Source organism: Mycolicibacterium iranicum (assembly GCF_014190915.1).
Taxonomy (GTDB): domain Bacteria; phylum Actinomycetota; class Actinomycetes; order Mycobacteriales; family Mycobacteriaceae; genus Mycobacterium; species Mycobacterium iranicum_B.
Map to the genome: position 1 here is coordinate 457036 of NZ_JACHVU010000004.1, position 17955 is coordinate 474990.

20 protein-coding genes are annotated in these 17955 nt (G+C 68.0%); 8 read left to right on the forward strand and 12 right to left on the reverse strand.

Annotated elements, in window-relative coordinates:
* Positions 1 to 57 precede the first annotated feature (57 nt).
* Genes FHR72_RS12550 through FHR72_RS12575 form a run of 6 tightly spaced genes read right to left on the reverse strand, consistent with a single transcriptional unit; the run spans position 58 to position 8075 of the window.
* Positions 58 to 750, reverse strand: a complete 693-nt coding sequence (locus tag FHR72_RS12550; protein WP_183468290.1) for a response regulator — start codon at positions 748 to 750, stop codon at positions 58 to 60.
* Entirely contained in the window at positions 747 to 3290 is a 2544-nt protein-coding gene (locus FHR72_RS12555) for a DUF4118 domain-containing protein (protein WP_183468292.1), read from the reverse strand. Before FHR72_RS12555 ends, FHR72_RS12550 begins: the two co-directional genes overlap by 4 nt.
* A 21-nt stretch (positions 3291 to 3311) precedes the next feature.
* Complete coding sequence (locus tag FHR72_RS12560) at positions 3312 to 4172, reverse strand: potassium-transporting ATPase subunit C (RefSeq protein WP_183468293.1); 861 nt, start codon at positions 4170 to 4172, stop codon at positions 3312 to 3314.
* A 2-nt stretch (positions 4173 to 4174) separates the two neighbouring features.
* Positions 4175 to 6304 (reverse strand): potassium-transporting ATPase subunit KdpB, encoded by a 2130-nt coding sequence (gene kdpB, locus FHR72_RS12565; RefSeq protein WP_183468295.1) that lies wholly within the window; start codon positions 6302 to 6304, stop codon positions 4175 to 4177.
* The gene (kdpA, locus tag FHR72_RS12570) at positions 6301 to 7974 is read right to left on the reverse strand and encodes a potassium-transporting ATPase subunit KdpA (RefSeq protein ID WP_183468297.1); all 1674 of its coding nucleotides are present in this window, start codon (positions 7972 to 7974) and stop codon (positions 6301 to 6303) included. Before kdpA ends, kdpB begins: the two co-directional genes overlap by 4 nt.
* Positions 7974 to 8075 (reverse strand): potassium-transporting ATPase subunit F, encoded by a 102-nt coding sequence (locus FHR72_RS12575; RefSeq protein WP_183468299.1) that lies wholly within the window; start codon positions 8073 to 8075, stop codon positions 7974 to 7976. The genes kdpA and FHR72_RS12575 overlap by 1 nt, the downstream gene beginning before the upstream one ends.
* Positions 8076 to 8374: 299 nt before the next feature.
* Between FHR72_RS12575 and FHR72_RS12580 the strand changes: the two genes are divergently transcribed.
* Positions 8375 to 9046, forward strand: a complete 672-nt coding sequence (locus tag FHR72_RS12580) for a hypothetical protein (protein ID WP_183468301.1) — start codon at positions 8375 to 8377, stop codon at positions 9044 to 9046.
* Positions 9047 to 9048: 2 nt separating this feature from the next.
* On the opposite strand, the gene FHR72_RS12585 is transcribed toward FHR72_RS12580, so the two are convergent.
* Complete coding sequence (locus FHR72_RS12585) at positions 9049 to 9309, reverse strand: hypothetical protein (RefSeq protein WP_183468303.1); 261 nt, start codon at positions 9307 to 9309, stop codon at positions 9049 to 9051.
* Positions 9310 to 9381: 72 nt separating this feature from the next.
* Entirely contained in the window at positions 9382 to 9657 is a 276-nt protein-coding gene (locus tag FHR72_RS12590) for a DUF4235 domain-containing protein (protein ID WP_183468305.1), read from the reverse strand.
* A gap of 106 nt (positions 9658 to 9763) precedes the next feature.
* On the opposite strand from FHR72_RS12590, the gene FHR72_RS12595 reads away from it, so the two are divergent.
* Together FHR72_RS12595 and FHR72_RS12600 are read left to right on the forward strand one after the other, a co-directional pair.
* Entirely contained in the window at positions 9764 to 10279 is a 516-nt protein-coding gene (locus tag FHR72_RS12595) for a DUF6328 family protein (protein WP_183468307.1), read from the forward strand.
* Positions 10280 to 10312: 33 nt separating this feature from the next.
* The gene (locus FHR72_RS12600; RefSeq protein WP_183468309.1) at positions 10313 to 11167 is read left to right on the forward strand and encodes an SDR family oxidoreductase; all 855 of its coding nucleotides are present in this window, start codon (positions 10313 to 10315) and stop codon (positions 11165 to 11167) included.
* Positions 11168 to 11173: 6 nt separating this feature from the next.
* On the opposite strand, the gene FHR72_RS12605 is transcribed toward FHR72_RS12600, so the two are convergent.
* Together FHR72_RS12605 and FHR72_RS12610 are read right to left on the reverse strand one after the other, a co-directional pair.
* Positions 11174 to 11872, reverse strand: a complete 699-nt coding sequence (locus FHR72_RS12605; RefSeq protein ID WP_183468311.1) for a pyrimidine reductase family protein — start codon at positions 11870 to 11872, stop codon at positions 11174 to 11176.
* The gene (locus tag FHR72_RS12610) at positions 11869 to 12375 is read right to left on the reverse strand and encodes a flavin reductase family protein (RefSeq protein WP_183468312.1); all 507 of its coding nucleotides are present in this window, start codon (positions 12373 to 12375) and stop codon (positions 11869 to 11871) included. The genes FHR72_RS12605 and FHR72_RS12610 overlap by 4 nt, the downstream gene beginning before the upstream one ends.
* A 206-nt stretch (positions 12376 to 12581) precedes the next feature.
* Between FHR72_RS12610 and FHR72_RS12615 the strand changes: the two genes are divergently transcribed.
* The 3 genes from FHR72_RS12615 (at position 12582) to FHR72_RS12625 (ending at position 15189) form a co-directional block, all read left to right on the forward strand.
* The gene (locus FHR72_RS12615; protein WP_183468314.1) at positions 12582 to 13763 is read left to right on the forward strand and encodes a zinc-dependent alcohol dehydrogenase; all 1182 of its coding nucleotides are present in this window, start codon (positions 12582 to 12584) and stop codon (positions 13761 to 13763) included.
* A gap of 78 nt (positions 13764 to 13841) precedes the next feature.
* Positions 13842 to 14864 (forward strand): DNA topoisomerase IB, encoded by a 1023-nt coding sequence (locus tag FHR72_RS12620; protein ID WP_183468316.1) that lies wholly within the window; start codon positions 13842 to 13844, stop codon positions 14862 to 14864.
* A gap of 67 nt (positions 14865 to 14931) precedes the next feature.
* Entirely contained in the window at positions 14932 to 15189 is a 258-nt protein-coding gene (locus FHR72_RS12625) for a DUF7218 family protein (protein WP_183468318.1), read from the forward strand.
* A 9-nt stretch (positions 15190 to 15198) separates the two neighbouring features.
* Here the strand turns inward: FHR72_RS12625 and FHR72_RS12630 are convergent, their stop codons facing one another.
* Positions 15199 to 15378 (reverse strand): hypothetical protein, encoded by a 180-nt coding sequence (locus FHR72_RS12630; protein ID WP_183468320.1) that lies wholly within the window; start codon positions 15376 to 15378, stop codon positions 15199 to 15201.
* A 91-nt stretch (positions 15379 to 15469) separates the two neighbouring features.
* Between FHR72_RS12630 and FHR72_RS12635 the strand changes: the two genes are divergently transcribed.
* Positions 15470 to 16093 carry a flavodoxin family protein gene (locus FHR72_RS12635; RefSeq protein WP_183468322.1) on the forward strand — a complete coding sequence of 208 codons (624 nt, stop codon included), beginning with the start codon at positions 15470 to 15472 and terminating at the stop codon, positions 16091 to 16093.
* Between the two features lie 24 nt (positions 16094 to 16117).
* Positions 16118 to 16429: a DUF308 domain-containing protein gene (locus tag FHR72_RS12640; RefSeq protein ID WP_183468324.1), complete on the forward strand. Its 312-nt coding sequence runs from the start codon at positions 16118 to 16120 to the stop codon at positions 16427 to 16429.
* Here the strand turns inward: FHR72_RS12640 and FHR72_RS12645 are convergent.
* Positions 16408 to 17676 (reverse strand): amidohydrolase, encoded by a 1269-nt coding sequence (locus tag FHR72_RS12645; RefSeq protein ID WP_183468487.1) that lies wholly within the window; start codon positions 17674 to 17676, stop codon positions 16408 to 16410. The genes FHR72_RS12640 and FHR72_RS12645 overlap by 22 nt on opposite strands.
* Positions 17677 to 17955 lie beyond the last annotated feature (279 nt).

Here is a 17955-nt window from a genome sequence, read left to right on the forward strand (position 1 = left end):
GTTCGGCGCACGGGGGCGTGGCGATCAGGGGCGTGGCGAGCAGCGGGGGCGTGGGGGTTACTGTTGGAAGCGGTAGCCCATGCCTGCCTCGGTGAGCAGGTGCACCGGGTGTGACGGGTCGTCTTCGAGCTTGCGCCGCAGCTGCGCGAGGTACACCCGGAGGTAGTGCGTCTCCTTGGCGTAGGCGGGTCCCCACACCTCCTTGAGGAGTTCCTCGCGGCCGACCAGCTTCCCGCGATTGCGGACCAGCATCTCGAGCATCCCCCACTCGGTCGGCGTCAGGTGTACCTCGGCGCCGTTCTTGGTGACCTTCTTCGCCGCGAGGTCGACGGTGAACGACGAGGTCTCGACCACCGGCTCGTCGGTCTCGGCCGCGGTGGCGCCCCGGCGCACGGCGGCCCGCAGCCGGGCCAGGAACTCGTCCATGCCAAAGGGTTTGGTGACGTAGTCGTCGGCGCCCGCGTCCAGCGCTTCGACCTTGTCGGAGGAGTCGGTGCGTGCCGAGAGCACGATGACCGGCGCCGACAGCCAGCCACGCAGGCCGCCCAGCACGTCGATGCCCGACATGTCGGGCAGTCCGAGGTCCAGGATGACCACGTCAGGTTTGTGGTCGGCGGCGGTCTTGAGTGCCTCTGTGCCCGTCGCCGCCGTGTGCACCTCGTATCCGCGCACCGACAGGTTGATCCGCAGCGCCCGCAGGATCTGTGGCTCGTCGTCGATGACGAGGACCCGGGTCTTGACGGCGTTCACTGCGGCGCCGCCAGATCGATCTCGACGGTCAGGCCGCCGCCGGGGGTGTCGTTCGCCGAGATGGTCCCGCCCATGGCCTCGACGAAGCCCCGTGCCACCGAGAGGCCGAGTCCGACACCGACGCCCGTGTTCTGGTCTCCGAGGCGCTGAAAGGGCGCGAACAGTTCGGTCTCGGCGCCACGCCGAATGCCGGGGCCTTCGTCGGCGACGGCGATGAGCACACGGTCGCCGATCCGCCCGGCCGTCACCCGGATGGGCCCGTCGGTCGAATACCGCAGCGCGTTGTCGACGACGTTGGCCAGCACCCGCTCCAGCAGACCGCTGTCGGCCAGCGCGACGGTGCCGCCGACCTCCACCTTCACTCGGTCCAGCCCGGCGCGTAAACCCGTGCCGCCGTGGCTGATACCGAGCAGCGCGCGGGGCACCGCCTCTTCCAGATAGACCGTGCGCAGGTCGGGCCGGACGACGCCGGCGGCCAGCCGGGACGAGTCGAGCAGGTTGCCCACGAGCGCCGTCAGCTGATCGATCGACTCCTCGACGGTGGCCAGCAGTTCCTCGGTGTCCTCGGCGGAGAAGTCGATGTCGTCGCTGCGCAGGCTCGACACGGACGCTTTGGCCGCGGCCAGCGGGGTGCGCAGGTCGTGGCTCACGGCCGACAGCAGGGACCTTCGCAGTTCGTCGGCCCTGGCGATCGCGTCGGCCCTGCCGGCCTCCTCGGTGAGCTCCTTCTGCCGCACGAGACCGGCGGCCTGGTTCGCCACGGCCCCGAGCACCCGGCGGTCGCGGGCGGCGAGCTTGCGCCCGGCCATTACGAGCCAGAACTCCTCGGGGTCGGACTCGGTGCCCACCTCGATCGCGGTGTCCGCCTCGTCGACCGTGACGCAGGGATCCGTTCCGGCGCAACCCACGACGTCGCCGCCGCGCGCCTCACCGCGGACGAGGCTGACGGACCGTTGCCCGTAGGCCTCGCGGACCCGCTCCAGCAACGTGTCGAGGTCGGCTCCCCGCAGCACCGACCCTGCGAACAGGGCCAGCAGCTCGGCTTCCCGTGCGGCCGAACGGGATTCACGCGCGCGGTTGGCCGCCCCGTCGACCAGAGCGGCCACGGCGACCGCGACGGCGAGCAGCACCACGACGGTGATCGCGCTGTCGGGTTCGGAGATCGTGAACGTGTACCGGGGTTCGACGAGGAAGAAGTTCAGCAGGCAGCCCGACAGCACCGCCGAAAGTGCCGCCGGGGCAATGCCTCCGAGCAGCGCGACCACCAGGACCCCGATGAAGAAGAGGGCGCTCTCGCCGCCGATGCCGAGAAGCGGATCGAGTAGCACGGTGATCGCGCAGATCACCGCCGGGACGACGACCGCTGCGAGCCACGACAGCACGTACCGGTCGCGGGGCGCGATCCGGTGCCACAGCGACGGCCCGCGGGCCTCGTCGTGGGTGACCATGTGGACGTCGATGCGGCCCGAGTTCTGCACCACCGCAGCGCCGATGCCCTCGTCGAAGATCCGAGCCCACCGCGACCGGCGTGAGGTGCCGATCACCAGCTGGGTGGCGTTCATCTCGCGCGCGAAGTCCAGCAGCGCCGCCGGCACCCCGCCCGCGCCGTCCCCCACGACGGTGTGCAGCGTGGCCCCGATGCCGGCAGCCAGTTCCCGGACCCGGTGCATCTGCGGCGCCGCCACCCCGGAGAGCCCGTCGCCGCGCACGACGTGCACGATCATCAGCTCGGCGCTCGACTTCGAGGCGATTCGGGACGCCCTGCGCACCAACGTCTCCGACTCTGATCCGCCCGTGACGGCGACGACCACGCGCTCGCGGGCCTCCCAGGTGGCGGTGATCTTGTTGTCGGCGCGGTACTTCTCCAGCGCGGCGTCGACCTGGTCGGCCAGCCAGAGCAGCGCCAGTTCCCGCAGCGCGGTCAGGTTGCCGGCGCGGAAGTAGTTCGACAGGGCGGCGTCGATGCGTTCGGGGCCGTACACGTTTCCGTGAGCGAGCCTGCGCCGCAGCGCTTCCGGGGTGATGTCGACCAGCTCGATCTGGTCGGCGGCGCGCACCACCTCGTCGGGGACCTTCTCCTGCTGTTCGATTCCGGTGATCTGGGTGACGACGTCGTTGAGGCTTTCGAGGTGCTGGACGTTGACGGTGGTGATCACGGTGATGCCGGCGGCGAGCAGCTCCTGGATGTCCTGCCAGCGCTTGGGGTTCCTGCTCCCGGGTGCGTTGGTGTGGGCGAGTTCGTCGACGAGCACCACCTGGGGGTTGCGGCGCAGGACCGCGTCGACGTCCAGCTCGGGGAAGTTGCGACCCCGGTACTCGATGAGCTTGGCGGGCACCGTCTCGATGCCGTCGAACAGCTCCGCGGTCTTTGTGCGGCCGTGGGTCTCGACCACCGCGGCGACGAGGTCGGTGCCGCGTTCGAGGCGGCGGTGCGCCTCGCCGAGCATCGCGTAGGTCTTGCCGACGCCGGGTGCCGCACCCAGGTAGATGCGCAGTTCACCCCGTTTGCGGTCCGACGGTCTCACGTGCCCATCATCCACCGCGTACGGATGTCACGGCCGTCACAGACGGTCCAGGGCCAGGTTGAGCTCCAGCACGTTGACCCGTGGCTCCCCGAGGAAGCCCAGCGTGCGGCCCTCGGTGTGCTCGGCGACGAGTGCACGCACCTGCTCGGGGTCCTTGCCGCGGGCGGCCGCGACACGCTCGACCTGCAGCTGGGCGTAGGCCGGGGAGATGTCGGGGTCGAGGCCGCTGCCGCTGGCCGTGACGGCGTCGGCGGGCACGGCGGGCTCGTCGGGCGCGGCGCCGCGCACCGCGACGATCTGTCCGGCGCTGTAGTCCTGCCCGGGTGCGGCGCACTCGACGCGGACGCCGGCGTAGGTGTCGACGAACGGGGTGGTGGTGGTCGCACACGGTTCGTTGACGCTCACGACCCGGGTCGGGTGGGCGACGACGCCGGTCGCGTCGCGGGGCCCGATCACCGACAGCACCGCGCCGACGCCTCCGCCGGTGCAGAAGGGCCGGGCGCCGTCGACGCCGTCGAGCCGGCCGACCGCGAGGCTGCGCGAGCAGACGAGCGTCAGCAGGCTGGGGGAGTCGGGCCTGTCGACGATGCTCTCCGGACCCAGGTTGCTCGCGCTGGTCGACAGCGGGTCGTAGCCGTCCCCGGCCGCCGACGGCCTGCCCTGGAAGTACCGGGGCAGCGGGTTGCCCTCGGCGTCGGTGTAGAGCTGGCCGATGAGGCTGCTGCCCACCGGCGTGCCGGCGACATGGAGGATCGAACCGTTCGCCTTCTCGGACAGCAGCGGTGTCTGCGCGATCAGCCACACCAGCAGCGGGTAGCCCAGCCCCAGCACGACGGTGAAGACGAGCAGCGCGCGCAGTGCTGCCCAGTGCTGGCGGACGACGGTGGACAGTGTCATGCTCACATCCCTGGGAGGAGTCGGACGATCAGATCGATCGCTGTGATGCCGAGGAAGGGGGCGACGATGCCGCCGATCCCGAAGACGGACAGGTTGCGGCTCAACAGTTTCGACGCGCTGCCGGGGGTGTACCGGACACCACGCAGCGACAACGGGATCAGGGCGACGATGATGATCGCGTTGAAGATGACCGCCGAGAGGATCGCCGACTGCGGACTGTGCAGTCGCATGACGTTGAGCAGTTCCAGCCCGGGGTAGACGCCGACAAACAGCGCCGGGATGATCGCGAAGTATTTCGCGATGTCGTTGGCGATGGAGAACGTCGTCAGCGCCCCGCGGGTGATCAACAGCTGCTTGCCGATCTCGACGATCTCGATCAGCTTCGTCGGATCGGAATCGAGATCGACCATGTTGCCGGCTTCTTTGGCCGCGGACGTGCCCGTGTTCATCGCCACGCCGACGTCGGCCTGAGCCAGTGCCGGTGCGTCGTTGGTGCCGTCGCCGGTCATCGCGACCAGCCGGCCGCCGGCCTGTTCTTTCTTGATCAGGGCCAACTTGTCTTCCGGTGTGGCCTCGGCGAGGAAGTCGTCCACCCCGGCCTCGTCGGCGATCGCCTTGGCGGTCAACGGGTTGTCGCCGGTGATCATCACGGTGCGGATCCCCATGCGGCGCATCTCGTCGAAACGCTCGCGCATCCCGGGCTTCACGACGTCCTTGAGGTGGATGACGCCGAGTAATTGCGCTGCGCCGTCTGTGATCTCGCCGACGGCCAGCGGCGTGCCGCCGGCTGACGAGATCGCCTCGACGATCACCTCGAGTTCGGTGGGGACGGTGCCGCCTCCGGTGCGCATCCACTCCGCGACCGCGTTGGTGGCGCCCTTGCGCAGCCGGTGTCCGGCGATGTCGACACCCGACATCCTGGTGGTGGCGCTGAACTCGATCCAGGTGGCGTCGTCCACGTCTCCCGAACGCCGACCGTCGACACCGCACTGCTGCTCGGCGAAGGCCACGATGGATCGACCTTCGGGCGTCTCGTCGGCCAGGCTCGACAGCTGTGCGGCGTCGGCGAGCTGTTCGGGCGTGACACCCGGGAGCGGCACGAACTCCACCGCCTGCCGGTTGCCCAGCGTGATGGTGCCGGTCTTGTCGAGCAGCAGGGTATTCACGTCGCCGGCGGCCTCGACGGCGCGGCCGGACATCGCGAGCACGTTGCGTTGCACGAGCCGGTCCATGCCGGCGATACCGATCGCGCTGAGCAGGGCGCCGATCGTCGTCGGGATGAGGCACACCAGCAGCGACACCAGCACGATGCCGGTGACACCGTTTCCGTTGAGCGCCAGACTGTCCGGGACACCGGGGTTGTCCGCCTTGGCGTACATGGCCAACGGCTGCAGTCCGGCGACCGCGAAGACGAAGATGATCGTCAGCGACGCCAGCAGGATGTTGAGGGCGATCTCGTTGGGTGTCTTCTGTCGGTGGGCGCCTTCGACGAGGGCGATCATCCGGTCGATGAAGCTGTCTCCGGGTTTCTGCGTGATCTTGACGACGATGCGGTCCGAGAGCACCGTGGTGCCGCCCGTGACGGCTGACCGGTCGCCGCCGGACTCGCGGATCACCGGGGCGGACTCGCCGGTGATGGCCGACTCGTCAACGGAGGCAATGCCTTCCACGACATCGCCGTCACCGGGGATGGTCTGGCCGGCTTCGACGACGACGAGGTCGCCCTGCTGGAGCAGCGGTGCGGCGACCTCCTCCTCGCCTCCGGAGGGGGTGATTCGGCGTGCCGTGGTGTCGGTCTTGGCTTTTCGCAAACTGTCCGCCTGGGCTTTGCCGCGTCCCTCGGCGACCGCCTCGGCGAGGCTGGCGAAGACCACGGTCAGCCACAGCCACACCACGATCAGCCCGGCGAACCACGTCGGGTCGACGAGGGCGAGCAGCGTGCTCCACACGGCACCGACCTCGACGATGAACATCACCGGGTTGCGCCACAGCGTGCGGGGGTCGAGCTTGCGCAGCGCCGCAGGCAGGGACGCGCGGAGCATGCCCGGATCGAGCAGCCCGATGCGCGTCGGCGTGGACGGCTGCGGCGACGTCTGCTGTCGGTGCGCGCCCTCGATGGTGGTCGATGTCATGAGTGGAGTCCTTCGGCGAGAGGCCCGAGTGCGAGCGCGGGCAGAAAGGTCAGGGCCACCAGGATCAGCGTCACACCGGTGACCATGCCCACGAACTGCGGGCGGTGGGTCGGCAGCGTTCCTGGCGAGTCGGGGGTCCTGCCCTGCCTGGCGAGCGCGCCGGCGAGGGCGAGGGCGACGATGATCGGCAGGAACCGCCCGAGCAGCATGGCCATGCCGAGTGCGGTGTTGTACCAGGTGGTGTTCACGCTGAGGCCGGCGAACGCTGACCCGTTGTTGTTGGCAGCCGAGGTGAAGGCGTAGAGCACCTCGGATAGACCGTGTGGTCCGGAGTTCAGCATGGCGGCACGCTGCCCCGGCATCGCCATCGCCGCGGCGGTCCCGGTCAGCACGATCAGGGGTGAGATGAGGAAATACGTTGCGGCGAACTTCATCTCACGAGGGGTGATCTTCTTGCCCAGGTACTCCGGCGTTCGGCCCACCATGAGACCGGCGACGAACACGGTGATGATCGCCAGGATCACCATGCCGTAGAGGCCCGAACCCACGCCACCGGGCGCGACCTCGCCGAGCATCATGTTGAACATCGTCATCATGCCGCCGAGGCTGGTGTAGGAGTCGTGGAACGAGTTGACCGCGCCCGTGGAGGTCAGGGTCGTCGCTGCCGCGAAGACGGCCGAATCCGCCGCTCCGAAGCGCTGTTCCACACCCTCCATGGAGGAGCCGACTGCCGTCGGCACGGTGCCGTGCGCCTGAAGCTGGAAGAACATCGTGAGGCTCACGCTGATCAGGGCAAGGACACCCATGACCGCCACGATCGCGTATCCCTGCCTGGGGCTGGCGACCATCCGGCCGAACATCCGGGGCATCGAGAACGCGATGATGCTGAGGAGGAAGATCTCGACCCAGTTCGTCCACGCGGTCGGGTTCTCGAACGGGTGGGCGGAGTTGACGTTGAAGAACCCACCGCCGTTGGTGCCGAGCTCCTTGATGACCTCCTGGCTGGCCACCGGACCGCCAGGGATGGTCTGGGTGGCTCCGGCCAGCGTGCCGATCACCTGCTCGTGGACGGCGAAGTTCTGGATGACGCCGCCGCTGATCAGTATCACCGCCCCGATGACGGCCAGGGGCAGAAGGATTCGGAAGCACCCGCGCACGAGGTCGACCCAGAAGTTGCCCAGTTCGCCCGTGCTGCGGCGCGCCAGGCCCCGCACAAAAGCGACCGCGACGGCCATACCGACCGCAGCGGAGACGAAGTTCTGCACGGTCAGACCGGCCATCTGGACGAGATGACCCTGCGTCGACTCACCTGCGTAGGCCTGCCAGTTCGTGTTGGTGACGAAGCTGACCGCGGTGTTCCACGCGAGGGCGGGGGTCATCTCCGTGCCCGGGGCGTGGAGGGCGAGCGGCAGCCTCCCCTGGACGAGTTGAAAGACGAACAGGAACAGCAGACCTACCGCGGAGAACGCGAGCACGCTGCGTGCGTACGCACCCCAGGTCTGCTCCGCGTCGGGGTCCGCACCGATCGCGCGATAGACGAGCCGCTCGGCGCGGGAGTCCCGGCCCGAGGTGTACACCCGGAACATGTAGTCCCCCAGGGGGACATGCACGACGGCCAGCGCCACGGCCAGCGACAGGAGAAACAGAATCCCGGCGACGTCGGTGCTCACTAGAACCTCTCGGGAAACAGCAACGCGGCGAAGAGGAAGGCGGCGATCAGCGCGGCGAGCGCCAGCCCGATCACGTTCTCGGTCACAGCCTTTCCGCCCATTTCTGGATGACGCCGAACAGGGCGAAGACGGCCACTGTCAGCGCGAGGTACAGGACGACAGACGTCACATCGAGCTCCCGAGTTTCGTGACGCGCCCACCGGTGGTGGTGGGCCGCGGAGGCCAAGGTATGCCCGGGCCGCCACGGCTGAGCTGGTCGTTGACGGGATCTTGACACCGGCGGCCGCCGTTTTTACGGGCCCTTTGCAGGCGTCAGGACAGCGTCAAAGTCTGAGAGCGACCCGTCAGGGTTCTGTATGGATCAGCCGCGACTGCCAGCCGCCGGGCGTACACCGAATGCATGACCATCCTGGACGTTCCTTTGGCCCCGCATCGTCTTTCGGCGTCGGTGCACGCGGTGCGGCGCATCCTGCCGATGGCCGGATGTGTCGTTCCGGCGGAGGTGCTCACCGACGCGGGCGTGGCGGGCTGGGTGCGGACACACGGGGTCGCCGTGTCTGTCTGCGGCGACGAGGAACTCGCTCTCGTACGCGCCGGCGGGGTGCGTCCCGTCCATGTCGTCCTGCGGTGCAGTCGGGGGACCGAGACGCTGAGACGCGCCGCCGCATCGGGCGTGGTCCGGTTCGTGGTGTCCTCCGATCGGCACGTCGACGTTCTCAGCGGATGCCCACAGCCGACGAAGCATGTCTACCTCGATGACCAGGGACCGGCGGTGGTGGGCGAGCGCCGGCTCGATGTGGTCGGGATGCACTGCGACGTGGACGAAGAGCGGGGGATCGCCGCGTGGAGTGCGGCGACCGAAAGGCTGCTCTCCCGCATGGCCCTGATGCGTTCGTGCGGCCTGATGCTGACAAGGATCAGCTTGACTGGCGGATCAACCGAACCCTGGTTGTCCGGCAACACCAGGGAACTGGTAGCGATCGCCTCGGCGGTCGACGACGCGCTGGACGACGGATGCGCACGCTGGCGCCTGCCACGGCCGGCGGTGTCGCTCGGGCCGCGCGGACGATGACCTCAACGCGCGACGAGCCCCGCTGCCTGCGCACTCGCCACCATCTCGGCCCAGGCGGTCTCCCCGGCCGCGAGCACGATCAGCGCGGTCGCCAGCGCAATCGACGACACCACCCAACACGCGAGAGCGGACGCGGAACCGGGTGACGCGAGCAACATCATGCCGATACTCGCCGCGAAGGCGAGCCCGGCGGTCAACCACGTCAGCCGCGTCTCGCGGAGGACGGTGTCGCGTGCCTGCGGGATGTCAACGGTGCCGACCATGCACTCACGGTGAGGCCACAGCCTAAGACTCGGCTCACCGGCAGCTGTGGAAAGGCCGTGAAATTTCGCTTGTCAGCTGGGCGGGAGCTCGTGTGTCATCGCCTGGTACCCGCGGGCACCGGCACGTTGCAGCAAGGCGCGGACGAGACCGGCGATCAAGCCCTGGGCCGCCGCCGCGACGATGACGGTCTTCATCGACTGTGTGAGGTCCTTCGGATCCGGCGGCTCGGGGTCGTTGTCCCCGATGCGCTTCCAGATCTGGCCGAAGATCGTTCCGGCCAGCAGACCACCTCCGACGCCGGTGGCCACCGACAGCGGCGTGTACAGCGATCTGGCGATTTTGCTCATCGTCACTCCAATGTCTCTGCGGCGCAGCGCGGGCTCAGGTCGTCTACCCCGGTGCGTGCGTGCCAAACCCGGTACAACGAGTTGCCGCCGGTGGGATCATCACCGGATGGGATCCGGCCGCCGGTACGACGACGAGAACTGGGATCGGGCACAGCGCGACGAAACCGAAACCCAACGGCTGGACCGGAACTGGGCAAGTCTGCTGCAGGAGCTGCGCGTGGTGCAGACCGGCGTCCAGCTGCTCACCGGCTTTCTCCTCACATTGCCGTTCCAGCAGCGGTTCGACATCCTCGACGACGGTATGCAGACCGTCTATCTGGTCACGGTGTGTGCGGCCATCGCGTCCACTGCTCTGCTGATCGCACCCGTCGCGATGCACCGGCTGCTGTTCCGCAGGCACCGGCTGGCGGTCCTGGTACGCGCGGCACACCGGTGTGCGTACGCGGGCTTGACGCTGCTGGCCTGCGCGGTCACCGGGATGACGGTCATCATCTTCGATGCCGTGGCCGGTCTCGCGGCGTCGGTCGTCGCCGGCGCGTGCGCGTTGGTGGTGTTCATGGCGTTCTGGTTGCTGCTCCCGCTGTCGATGCGGACAGGCACCGAGCACCCGACGCCCCCGTAGTTTCGGCCCTGGGACGGCGGGTACGCACGCGCCGTGAGCGAAGACGTGACGCCTGACGCAGTGATCCCCTACCCCGGCGAGACCGCCGACATGAACCCCACGCCGCGCGACGAGATGCGCGACTACGTGGGGACCGGGCTGCTGTCCGGCAAGAAAGCGCTCATCACGGGCGGAGACTCGGGCATCGGCCGAGCGGTCGCGGTGGCGTTCGCCAAGGAGGGGGCCGACGTCGCGATCGCCTACCTCGAAGAGAAAGCCGACGCCGACCACACCGTGTCGCTCGTGGAGGCGGCGGGCCAACGCGGGATCGAGCTGTCCGGCGATCTCGCCGATCCCGAGCACTGCCGTCATGTCGTCGCCGAGACGGTGAACCGGCTCGGCGGGCTCGACATCGTCGTCAACAACGTGGCGTTCCAGTCGCCGGTCGAGGATCTGACCGAGATCTCCGACGAGCAGTGGCGGCGCACGTTCGCGGTGAACATCGACTCGTTCTTCCACGTCACCAAGGCCGCGCTGCAGCATCTGCCCGACGGCTCGGCGATCATCAACACCGGTTCCATCAACGGGTTGCGCGGCAACAAGAGTCTGATCGATTACTCGGCCACCAAGGGTGCGGTCATCGCGTTGACGTATTCGCTGGCACAGTCGCTGGTGGACAGGAACATACGTGTCAACTGCGTCGCGCCGGGACCGGTGTGGACTCCGTTGATCCCGGCGACCATGGATGCCGAGAAGACCGAGTCGTTCGGAGAGCAGGTGCCGATGGGACGCGCCGCCCAACCTGATGAAATAGCCCCGTCCTACGTCTTTTTCGCCGCATCGCGGATGTCGTCGTACTACAGCGGCGAGGTCCTCGCGCCGATCGGCGGCGAAACGCTGCCCGGCTGAGAACTCTCAGCGCTGATAGGTGAGGAACAGGTAGCCGTCGGGATCGACCAGCAAGCGGCCCAGCCGCAGCGGGGTGGGGGACGTCGGCGCCCCGGGTCCATGCCCCACCGGTTGCGCGCCGGCGAGCCGCGGTGCCATCGTCACGCAGAGCTCGTCGACGAGATCGGCCGCGACGAGCTGATCGAGAAGCGTCGGGCCGCCCTCGCAGAGCACCCGGGTCATGCCGCGTTCCCGCAACTGGGCAACCGCGGCAGGGACGTCGACCTCGTCGTCACCCGCGACGAGCACGTCGCACCGCGTCTCCGACCGTTCCCGCGCGCCGCGGGCGCTGGTGACGAGAATCGGAGTGCGAGAACCGAACAGGCTGTCCGGGAGATCGCCGGAGCGCGAGACGACCGCTATGGGTGGCGGAGTGTCACCCAGGCCGAGCTGTCGACGCTGCGCGAGATGCTGCGGTCGTAGCCGGACGGGACCGTAGCCCTCGGCGCGTGCGGTGCCCGCTCCGACGAGCACCACGTCGGCGTAGGCGCGCAGCGCCAGCAGCAACTGGAAGTCGGCCGGGCACGACAGCGGCCCGGCCCGACCCGCGAAGGCCGCCGCGCCGTCCGCGCTGAAGATCATGTTGGCGCGCAGGCCGTCCGGCGCGGGGCGGTAACCGAAGTCCTCGACGGGTACACCGCCGGGTATCGACCTCATCTCGGTCATGCTTCATGTCCCGGCTCGATGTGGCGGACGTCGGAGAAGGTGATCAGCTCGCCGAGGTCCTCCGGTGCCTCGCCGGCCACCGGTTCGACGAGATGGCCGACGTGGTCGCCCACATCGAAACGGCGCAGCATCCGCCCGACGAACCATGCCGCCGCGCCGTCGAGGATCGGCATCCCCTCGGGTCCCGGGCTCCACGCGCACTCGGCGAACTTGTCGGTCGAATCACCGGTCTGCCCTCCGAACAGTTCGGCGACCTGCTGTTCGCGGCGCGGCAGCACGTGGACGGCGAGGTGTTCGGCCTGCTGAGCGACGGTGAAGGTGTGGTTCTTGCGGGACAGCCCGACGAGGAAGCGCGGCGGGTTGATGCTCGTCTGCGAGGTGAAGCCGACAAGGCACCCGGACAGGTGCCCCTCGGCGGCGGTGGTGACCACGAACATCGGGTAGTCCAGGAGGGACACCAGGCTCTCGAACGCGGCGCTGCCGTTCCCGCTCTCCCGACCCATGGCCGGATTCGTTGCCTGCGCACCGCGATTTCAAACCATCGTGTGACGGTGGCAGAGTGCCCAGAACGTGGAGGTGGGGTGAATGGGACGAAAGGTCATCGCGGCGAGCAGGTTTGGCATTCCGTTGAGGCCTGTCGCCGCGCGGACCGCCTGACGTCCCCGGCGCCGCGGAGTTTGGCCGGGCCCGCACCGGGTAGGCGCGATACATGAAGGCTGTTACCTGGCACGGCAAGAGAGACGTTCGCGTCGACAACGTTCCCGATCCGACGATCGAGGAGCCGACCGACGCCATCATCGAGGTCACCTCCACGAACATCTGCGGATCCGATCTGCACCTGTACGAGGTGCTCGGTGCGTTCATGAGCGAAGGCGACATCCTGGGGCACGAACCCATGGGCATCGTCCGGGAGGTCGGCACCGCGGTGTCGAATCTGTCCGTCGGGGATCGGGTAGTGATCCCGTTCCAGATCTCCTGCGGCCACTGCTACATGTGCGACAAATCCCTGTACACCCAGTGCGAGACCACCCAGGTGCGCGACCAGGGGATGGGTGCGGCGCTGTTCGGCTACTCGGAGCTGTACGGATCGGTCCCGGGTGGTCAGGCGGAGTACCTGAGGGTGCCGCAGGCCCAGTTCACGCACATCAAGGTGCCGGACGGGCCGCCGGACTCCCGGTTCGTCTACCTGTCGGACGTGCTACCGACCGCATGGCAGGCGGTGGAGTATGCCGGCGTCCCCGACGGCGGTTCCGTCACCGTCATCGGGCTCGGCCCGATCGGCGACATGGCGGCCAGGATCGCCCAGCACAAGGGCTATCAGGTGTTCGGAGTGGACATGGTGCCCGAGCGCCTGGACCGCGCGATTGCGCGCGGGATCCACACCATCGACGCCTCCAACGTCGACGGATCCGTCGGCGACGAGGTGCGCCGCCTGACCGACGGCCGGGGCAGCGACTCGGTGATCGACGCCGTCGGGATGGAGGCGCACGGGTCGCCGGTCGCCAAGGTGACGCAGCAGGCCGCCTCGCTGCTGCCCGACGCCCTGGCGAAGCCGCTGATGCAGAAGGCGGGCGTGGACCGTCTCGATGCGCTCTACAGCGCCATCGACTGCGTGCGTCGCGGCGGGACGGTGTCGTTGAGCGGCGTGTACGGCGGCATGGCGGATCCGATGCCGATGCTCACGCTGTTCGACAAGCAGATCCAACTGCGTATGGGGCAGGCCAACGTGAAGAAGTGGGTCGACGACATCATCCCGCTGCTGACCGACTCCGACCCGCTCGGTGTCGACACGTTCGCCACCCACATCCTGCCGCTGGACGAGGCGCCGCACGCCTACGAGATCTTCCAGAAGAAGCAGGACGGCGCCGTGAAGGTCATCCTGCAGCCCTGAGCTGGTGTGATGGAGTGAAATCCGACGTCGACGGGTACTCCGCAGGGGTAACTGTTGAGGTCGGAGAGGTGCCTGGCTTTGCGGCTCACACGAAGCAAACTGAACACGCCGGGGATCGTCCGGAAGCGGCGGGGCAAGGGTTTCGCCTACTACGGACCCGACGGCGAACTGCTGGCCGATCCGGACACCGCGCAGCGCGTGAAGGAACTCGTCATCCCGCCGGCGTGGAAGGACGTCTGGATCAGTCCCAGGCCCAATGGTCATATCCAGGCCGTGGGTACGGACGCGGCCGGGCGCAGGCAGTACCTGTACCACGCGAAATGGCAGCAGGAGCGGGCCGAGGAGAAGTTCGACCGCGTTCTGGAACTCTCGCTGCGACTACCGGAGTGGCGCGCGCAGGTGGCCAAAGACCTGGCGGGGCGTGGGCTGGAGCGCGACCGCGTGCTCGCGCTGGCGCTGCAACTGCTCGACCGGGGCTACTTCCGCGCCGGCGGTGAACAATCGGCCGAAGAGCACGAGCACTACGGGCTGGCGACCCTGCTGTGCGAGCACGTGTCCCTGAAGAACGGGGCCGTGGTTTTCGACTATCCCGCCAAGAGCGGTGTGCAGCGCAGCGTCGAGATCGACGACCCGGAGGTCGTTCGCGCGGTGCGGGCGCTGATGCGCCGCGAGGAACGTTCCGACCGTCTGCTCGTGTGCCGCAACGGACGGAGTGGCGGCTGGGTCGACGTGCGTGCCGACGACCTGAACGCGCGGTTCAAGGAGCTGGTCGGCGCCGAGTTCAGCGTCAAGGACCTCCGTACCTGGCACGGCACGGTGCTGGCCGCCGCGGCGTTTGCCGACGCAAAGGAACCGAGTTCGACGACCCGCATCAAACGCGAGACGGCGGCGGTCATGAAAGAGGTGTCGTCCGAGCTGGGCAACACCCCCGCCGTAGCCAGGGCCTCCTACGTCGATCCACGACTCGTGGACGGCTACGCGCAGGGCATGACGATCGCGCCGGCCGTCCGTCGGGCGTCCAAGGTAGGAGACCCCGACGAGGCACAGGCGATCCTGGAGAAGGCGACGCGGACACTGATTCGCCGAGTCGCCCGCAGTTGACGGGTTTGGTAGCTGGGGTGCCGGGAAATCCTCATATACAGCCGTATTGCTAGGAGGTTCAGGTTCAATGCCCAACGCATCGATCAAGAACGAGAAGATGTACGAAGATCTTCGGCGGGAAGGCAATTCGAAGGAGAAAGCGGCGCGCATCTCGAACGCGGCCGCCGCACGGGGGAAATCATCGGTGGGACGAAAAGGTGGACAGTCCGGTTCCTATTACGACTGGTCTGTCGGTGACTTGAAGAGGCGCGCAAAGGAACTGGGGATGTCGGGGTACTCGCACCTCACCAAGGACAAACTCATCTACAAACTGCGCAACTCCTGACCTGAGCGGTCAGTCGTTGCTGCGGGCCTCTGCGCCGGATTCGCCGGCATCGAAATTGTCATCGCTGCTGGAGCGTCCGACGTAGGGGCCGTCGGCAGGGTCGTCGTCTCCCTCGGAGGCGCGCGAACCCGCGACCTTGGGGTCGGCTTCGACGTCGGATTCGGCCTTCTCGGAATGGGGGTTGCTCATGGCCGGTGACTTGCCCCAACCCAGGTCTTTCAAACGTGTGACGTGATGACGCTGACCGTTTTGCGTAGGGGGCGTCGGGTATTCGCACGGCATGCCGGAAACGCAGCAATCCCTCCGTGCGCTCGCGCTCGTCTGCAGTCTGAAGCCGAGCCCCTCAGAGTCCAGCAGTGAGCTGATCGCCCAGCACGTGTTCGACACCCTGCGCAGCCAGGGCGTCGACTGCGAGTCTGTGCGCTGCGTCGACTACGACATCGCCCCCGGTGTGGAAGCCGACATGGGCGACGGGGACCAGTGGCCGCAGATCCGCGAGAAGGTTCTGCAGGCCGACATTCTGTTGCTGAGCACGCCCATCTGGCTGGGGCACCCGGCGTCGGTGACGCAGCGGGTGCTGGAGCGTCTGGACGCCGAGCTGTCCAACACCGACGAGCAGGGACGCCCCGCGATGGCGGGCAAGGTGGCCCTGGTCAGCGTGGTCGGCAACGAGGACGGCGCGCACAAGGTCGTCGCGGATCTGTTCCAGGGGCTCAACGACGTCGGGTACAGCATCCCGGCGCAGGGCTGCACGTACTGGAACGGCCCGGCGATGGAATCGACCGATTACAAAGACCTCGACGAGGTGCCCGAGCAGGTCGCCTCGACCACCGCGGCCGCTGCCCGCAACGCTGCGCATCTGGCGCGCGTGCTGAAGCAGTCGCAATACCAGCCCTACGAATGACACAGACAGAGAGAGGAGTCCCCGATGCCTGATACATCACAAGACCCCGTCGACCACTCCCGGACCACCCGCCAGCACGCCGGCGAGACGATGAAAGCCGGGGTGAACGCCCCAGGTCTCATCGCTGTCGGCCTCGGCGTGCTGTCCCTGGTGGTCGGCTTGTTCTCGTTCGCCAACAGCAGCACGGCCACCGGAATCGTCGGTGTCGTCCTCGCGGTCCTGCTCATCGCCGGCGGACTCGGCTGGCTCGCCCGCACGCACCACAAAGTGCAACTGCAGCAGCAGGATTGGCACCGGGAGAATCCTGAAGCCCACTACGAGCCGCCGACGAGCTGAGCGTTGCCGTCCGGTGCGACGAGCCAAGTCGTCGTGGCTAGGACGAGCGTCCGGATGGCGACGTCGAGCGTGGGTTGGATGACGGGCGCAAAGCGCGGGGAATGGTTCACGGCGATGTCGCGGGACACGCTGTTGTGCTCGACGGCCTGCCGATAGGCATCAGGGTCGACGCAGCCCACGCCCCAATACGTGTACGGCGCAGCCAGGTTCACAGGGATGGTGCTGAAGTCCTCGCTGCCTGTGCCCTGCGGCAGGTCCACGCATCGATCGCCGAACGCGTGGACGAATGCCTCACGTAGTCGGCTCGTCGTGTCGATGTCGTTGTCCGTCAACGGAAAGCGGTCGAACAACTCGAACCGGGGTTCTCGTGGCGATCCTGACGCGACGCATTCCGCGGACACCATCCGCGTGACTGCGTCGAGGATTCGTTGGCGGGTGTCCTCGCTGTAGCTGCGGATGTTGAGTTGCAGCAAAGCTTTATCGGGGATGACGTTGCTCTTGCTGCCGGCCTCGACGCTTCCAACTGTCAGGACGGCCGGCTCGACCGGGTTCACTTCGCGCGAGACCACAGTCTGCAGCCGCAGAATGATCATCGCCGCGAGGACGACCGGGTCCACGGCGGACTGCGGCATCGAGCCGTGACCGCCCCGGCCGAAGACGGTGATGCGCATGCTGTCCGCGGCGGCCATGAACGGCCCGGCGTGCAGACCGACAACGCCTGCCGGCAACGGCAGGGCGTGCTGCGCGAACGCGACGTCCACAGGCGGAACCAGTTGTGCCAGGCCGTCGTCCACCATCGCCTGGGCCCCGTCCGCCGTCTCCTCTGCGGGCTGGAACACCGTCACCAAGGTGCCTGACCACCGGTCGCGATCCTGTGAAAGCAAGCGAGCGGCGCCGAGGAGTGCAGCGACGTGGAGATCGTGTCCGCACGCGTGCATGACCGGGACCTGACGGCCCTGTGGGTCGGTTGCGTGCACGGTGCTCGCGTAGGGCAGCCCCGTTTCTTCACGTACCGGCAGTGCGTCCATATCGGCACGGAGCAGTACGGTCGGGCCGGGCCCGTTGGCGAGGATCCCGACGACTCCGGTGCCGCCGACGTGATCGTGCACGCGGTAGCCGGCGGCGTGGAGCACGTCGGTGACCAGTGCGGCGGTTCGGTGCTCCTGATGGGACAGCTCGGGGTGGCGGTGCAGGTCCCGGTAGAAGTCTTCCAACCACGGGCGGATACCCGGGAGGCCGTCGAGGATCGCGGCGGCGGCCGTGGACGAAGAAGTGGTCACGGCGACTCCTGCTGCCGAAGGTGTCGGATCGGGATACCTCCGTGCGTGGTGGGCAAACCGGGGGAGCTTTTCGACCCGGGGACGATCAGTGTGGCTCGTAGACGGCATGACAGCGCCCGTAGGATCACGCGCACGCCCCCATAGCCCAATTGGCAGAGGCAGCGGACTTAAAATCCTCTGAACTGGGCGTTTGTTGTGTTTGCTGGCGACGAGAAACACGGACAACTCGGCGCAAGCAGCGAATAT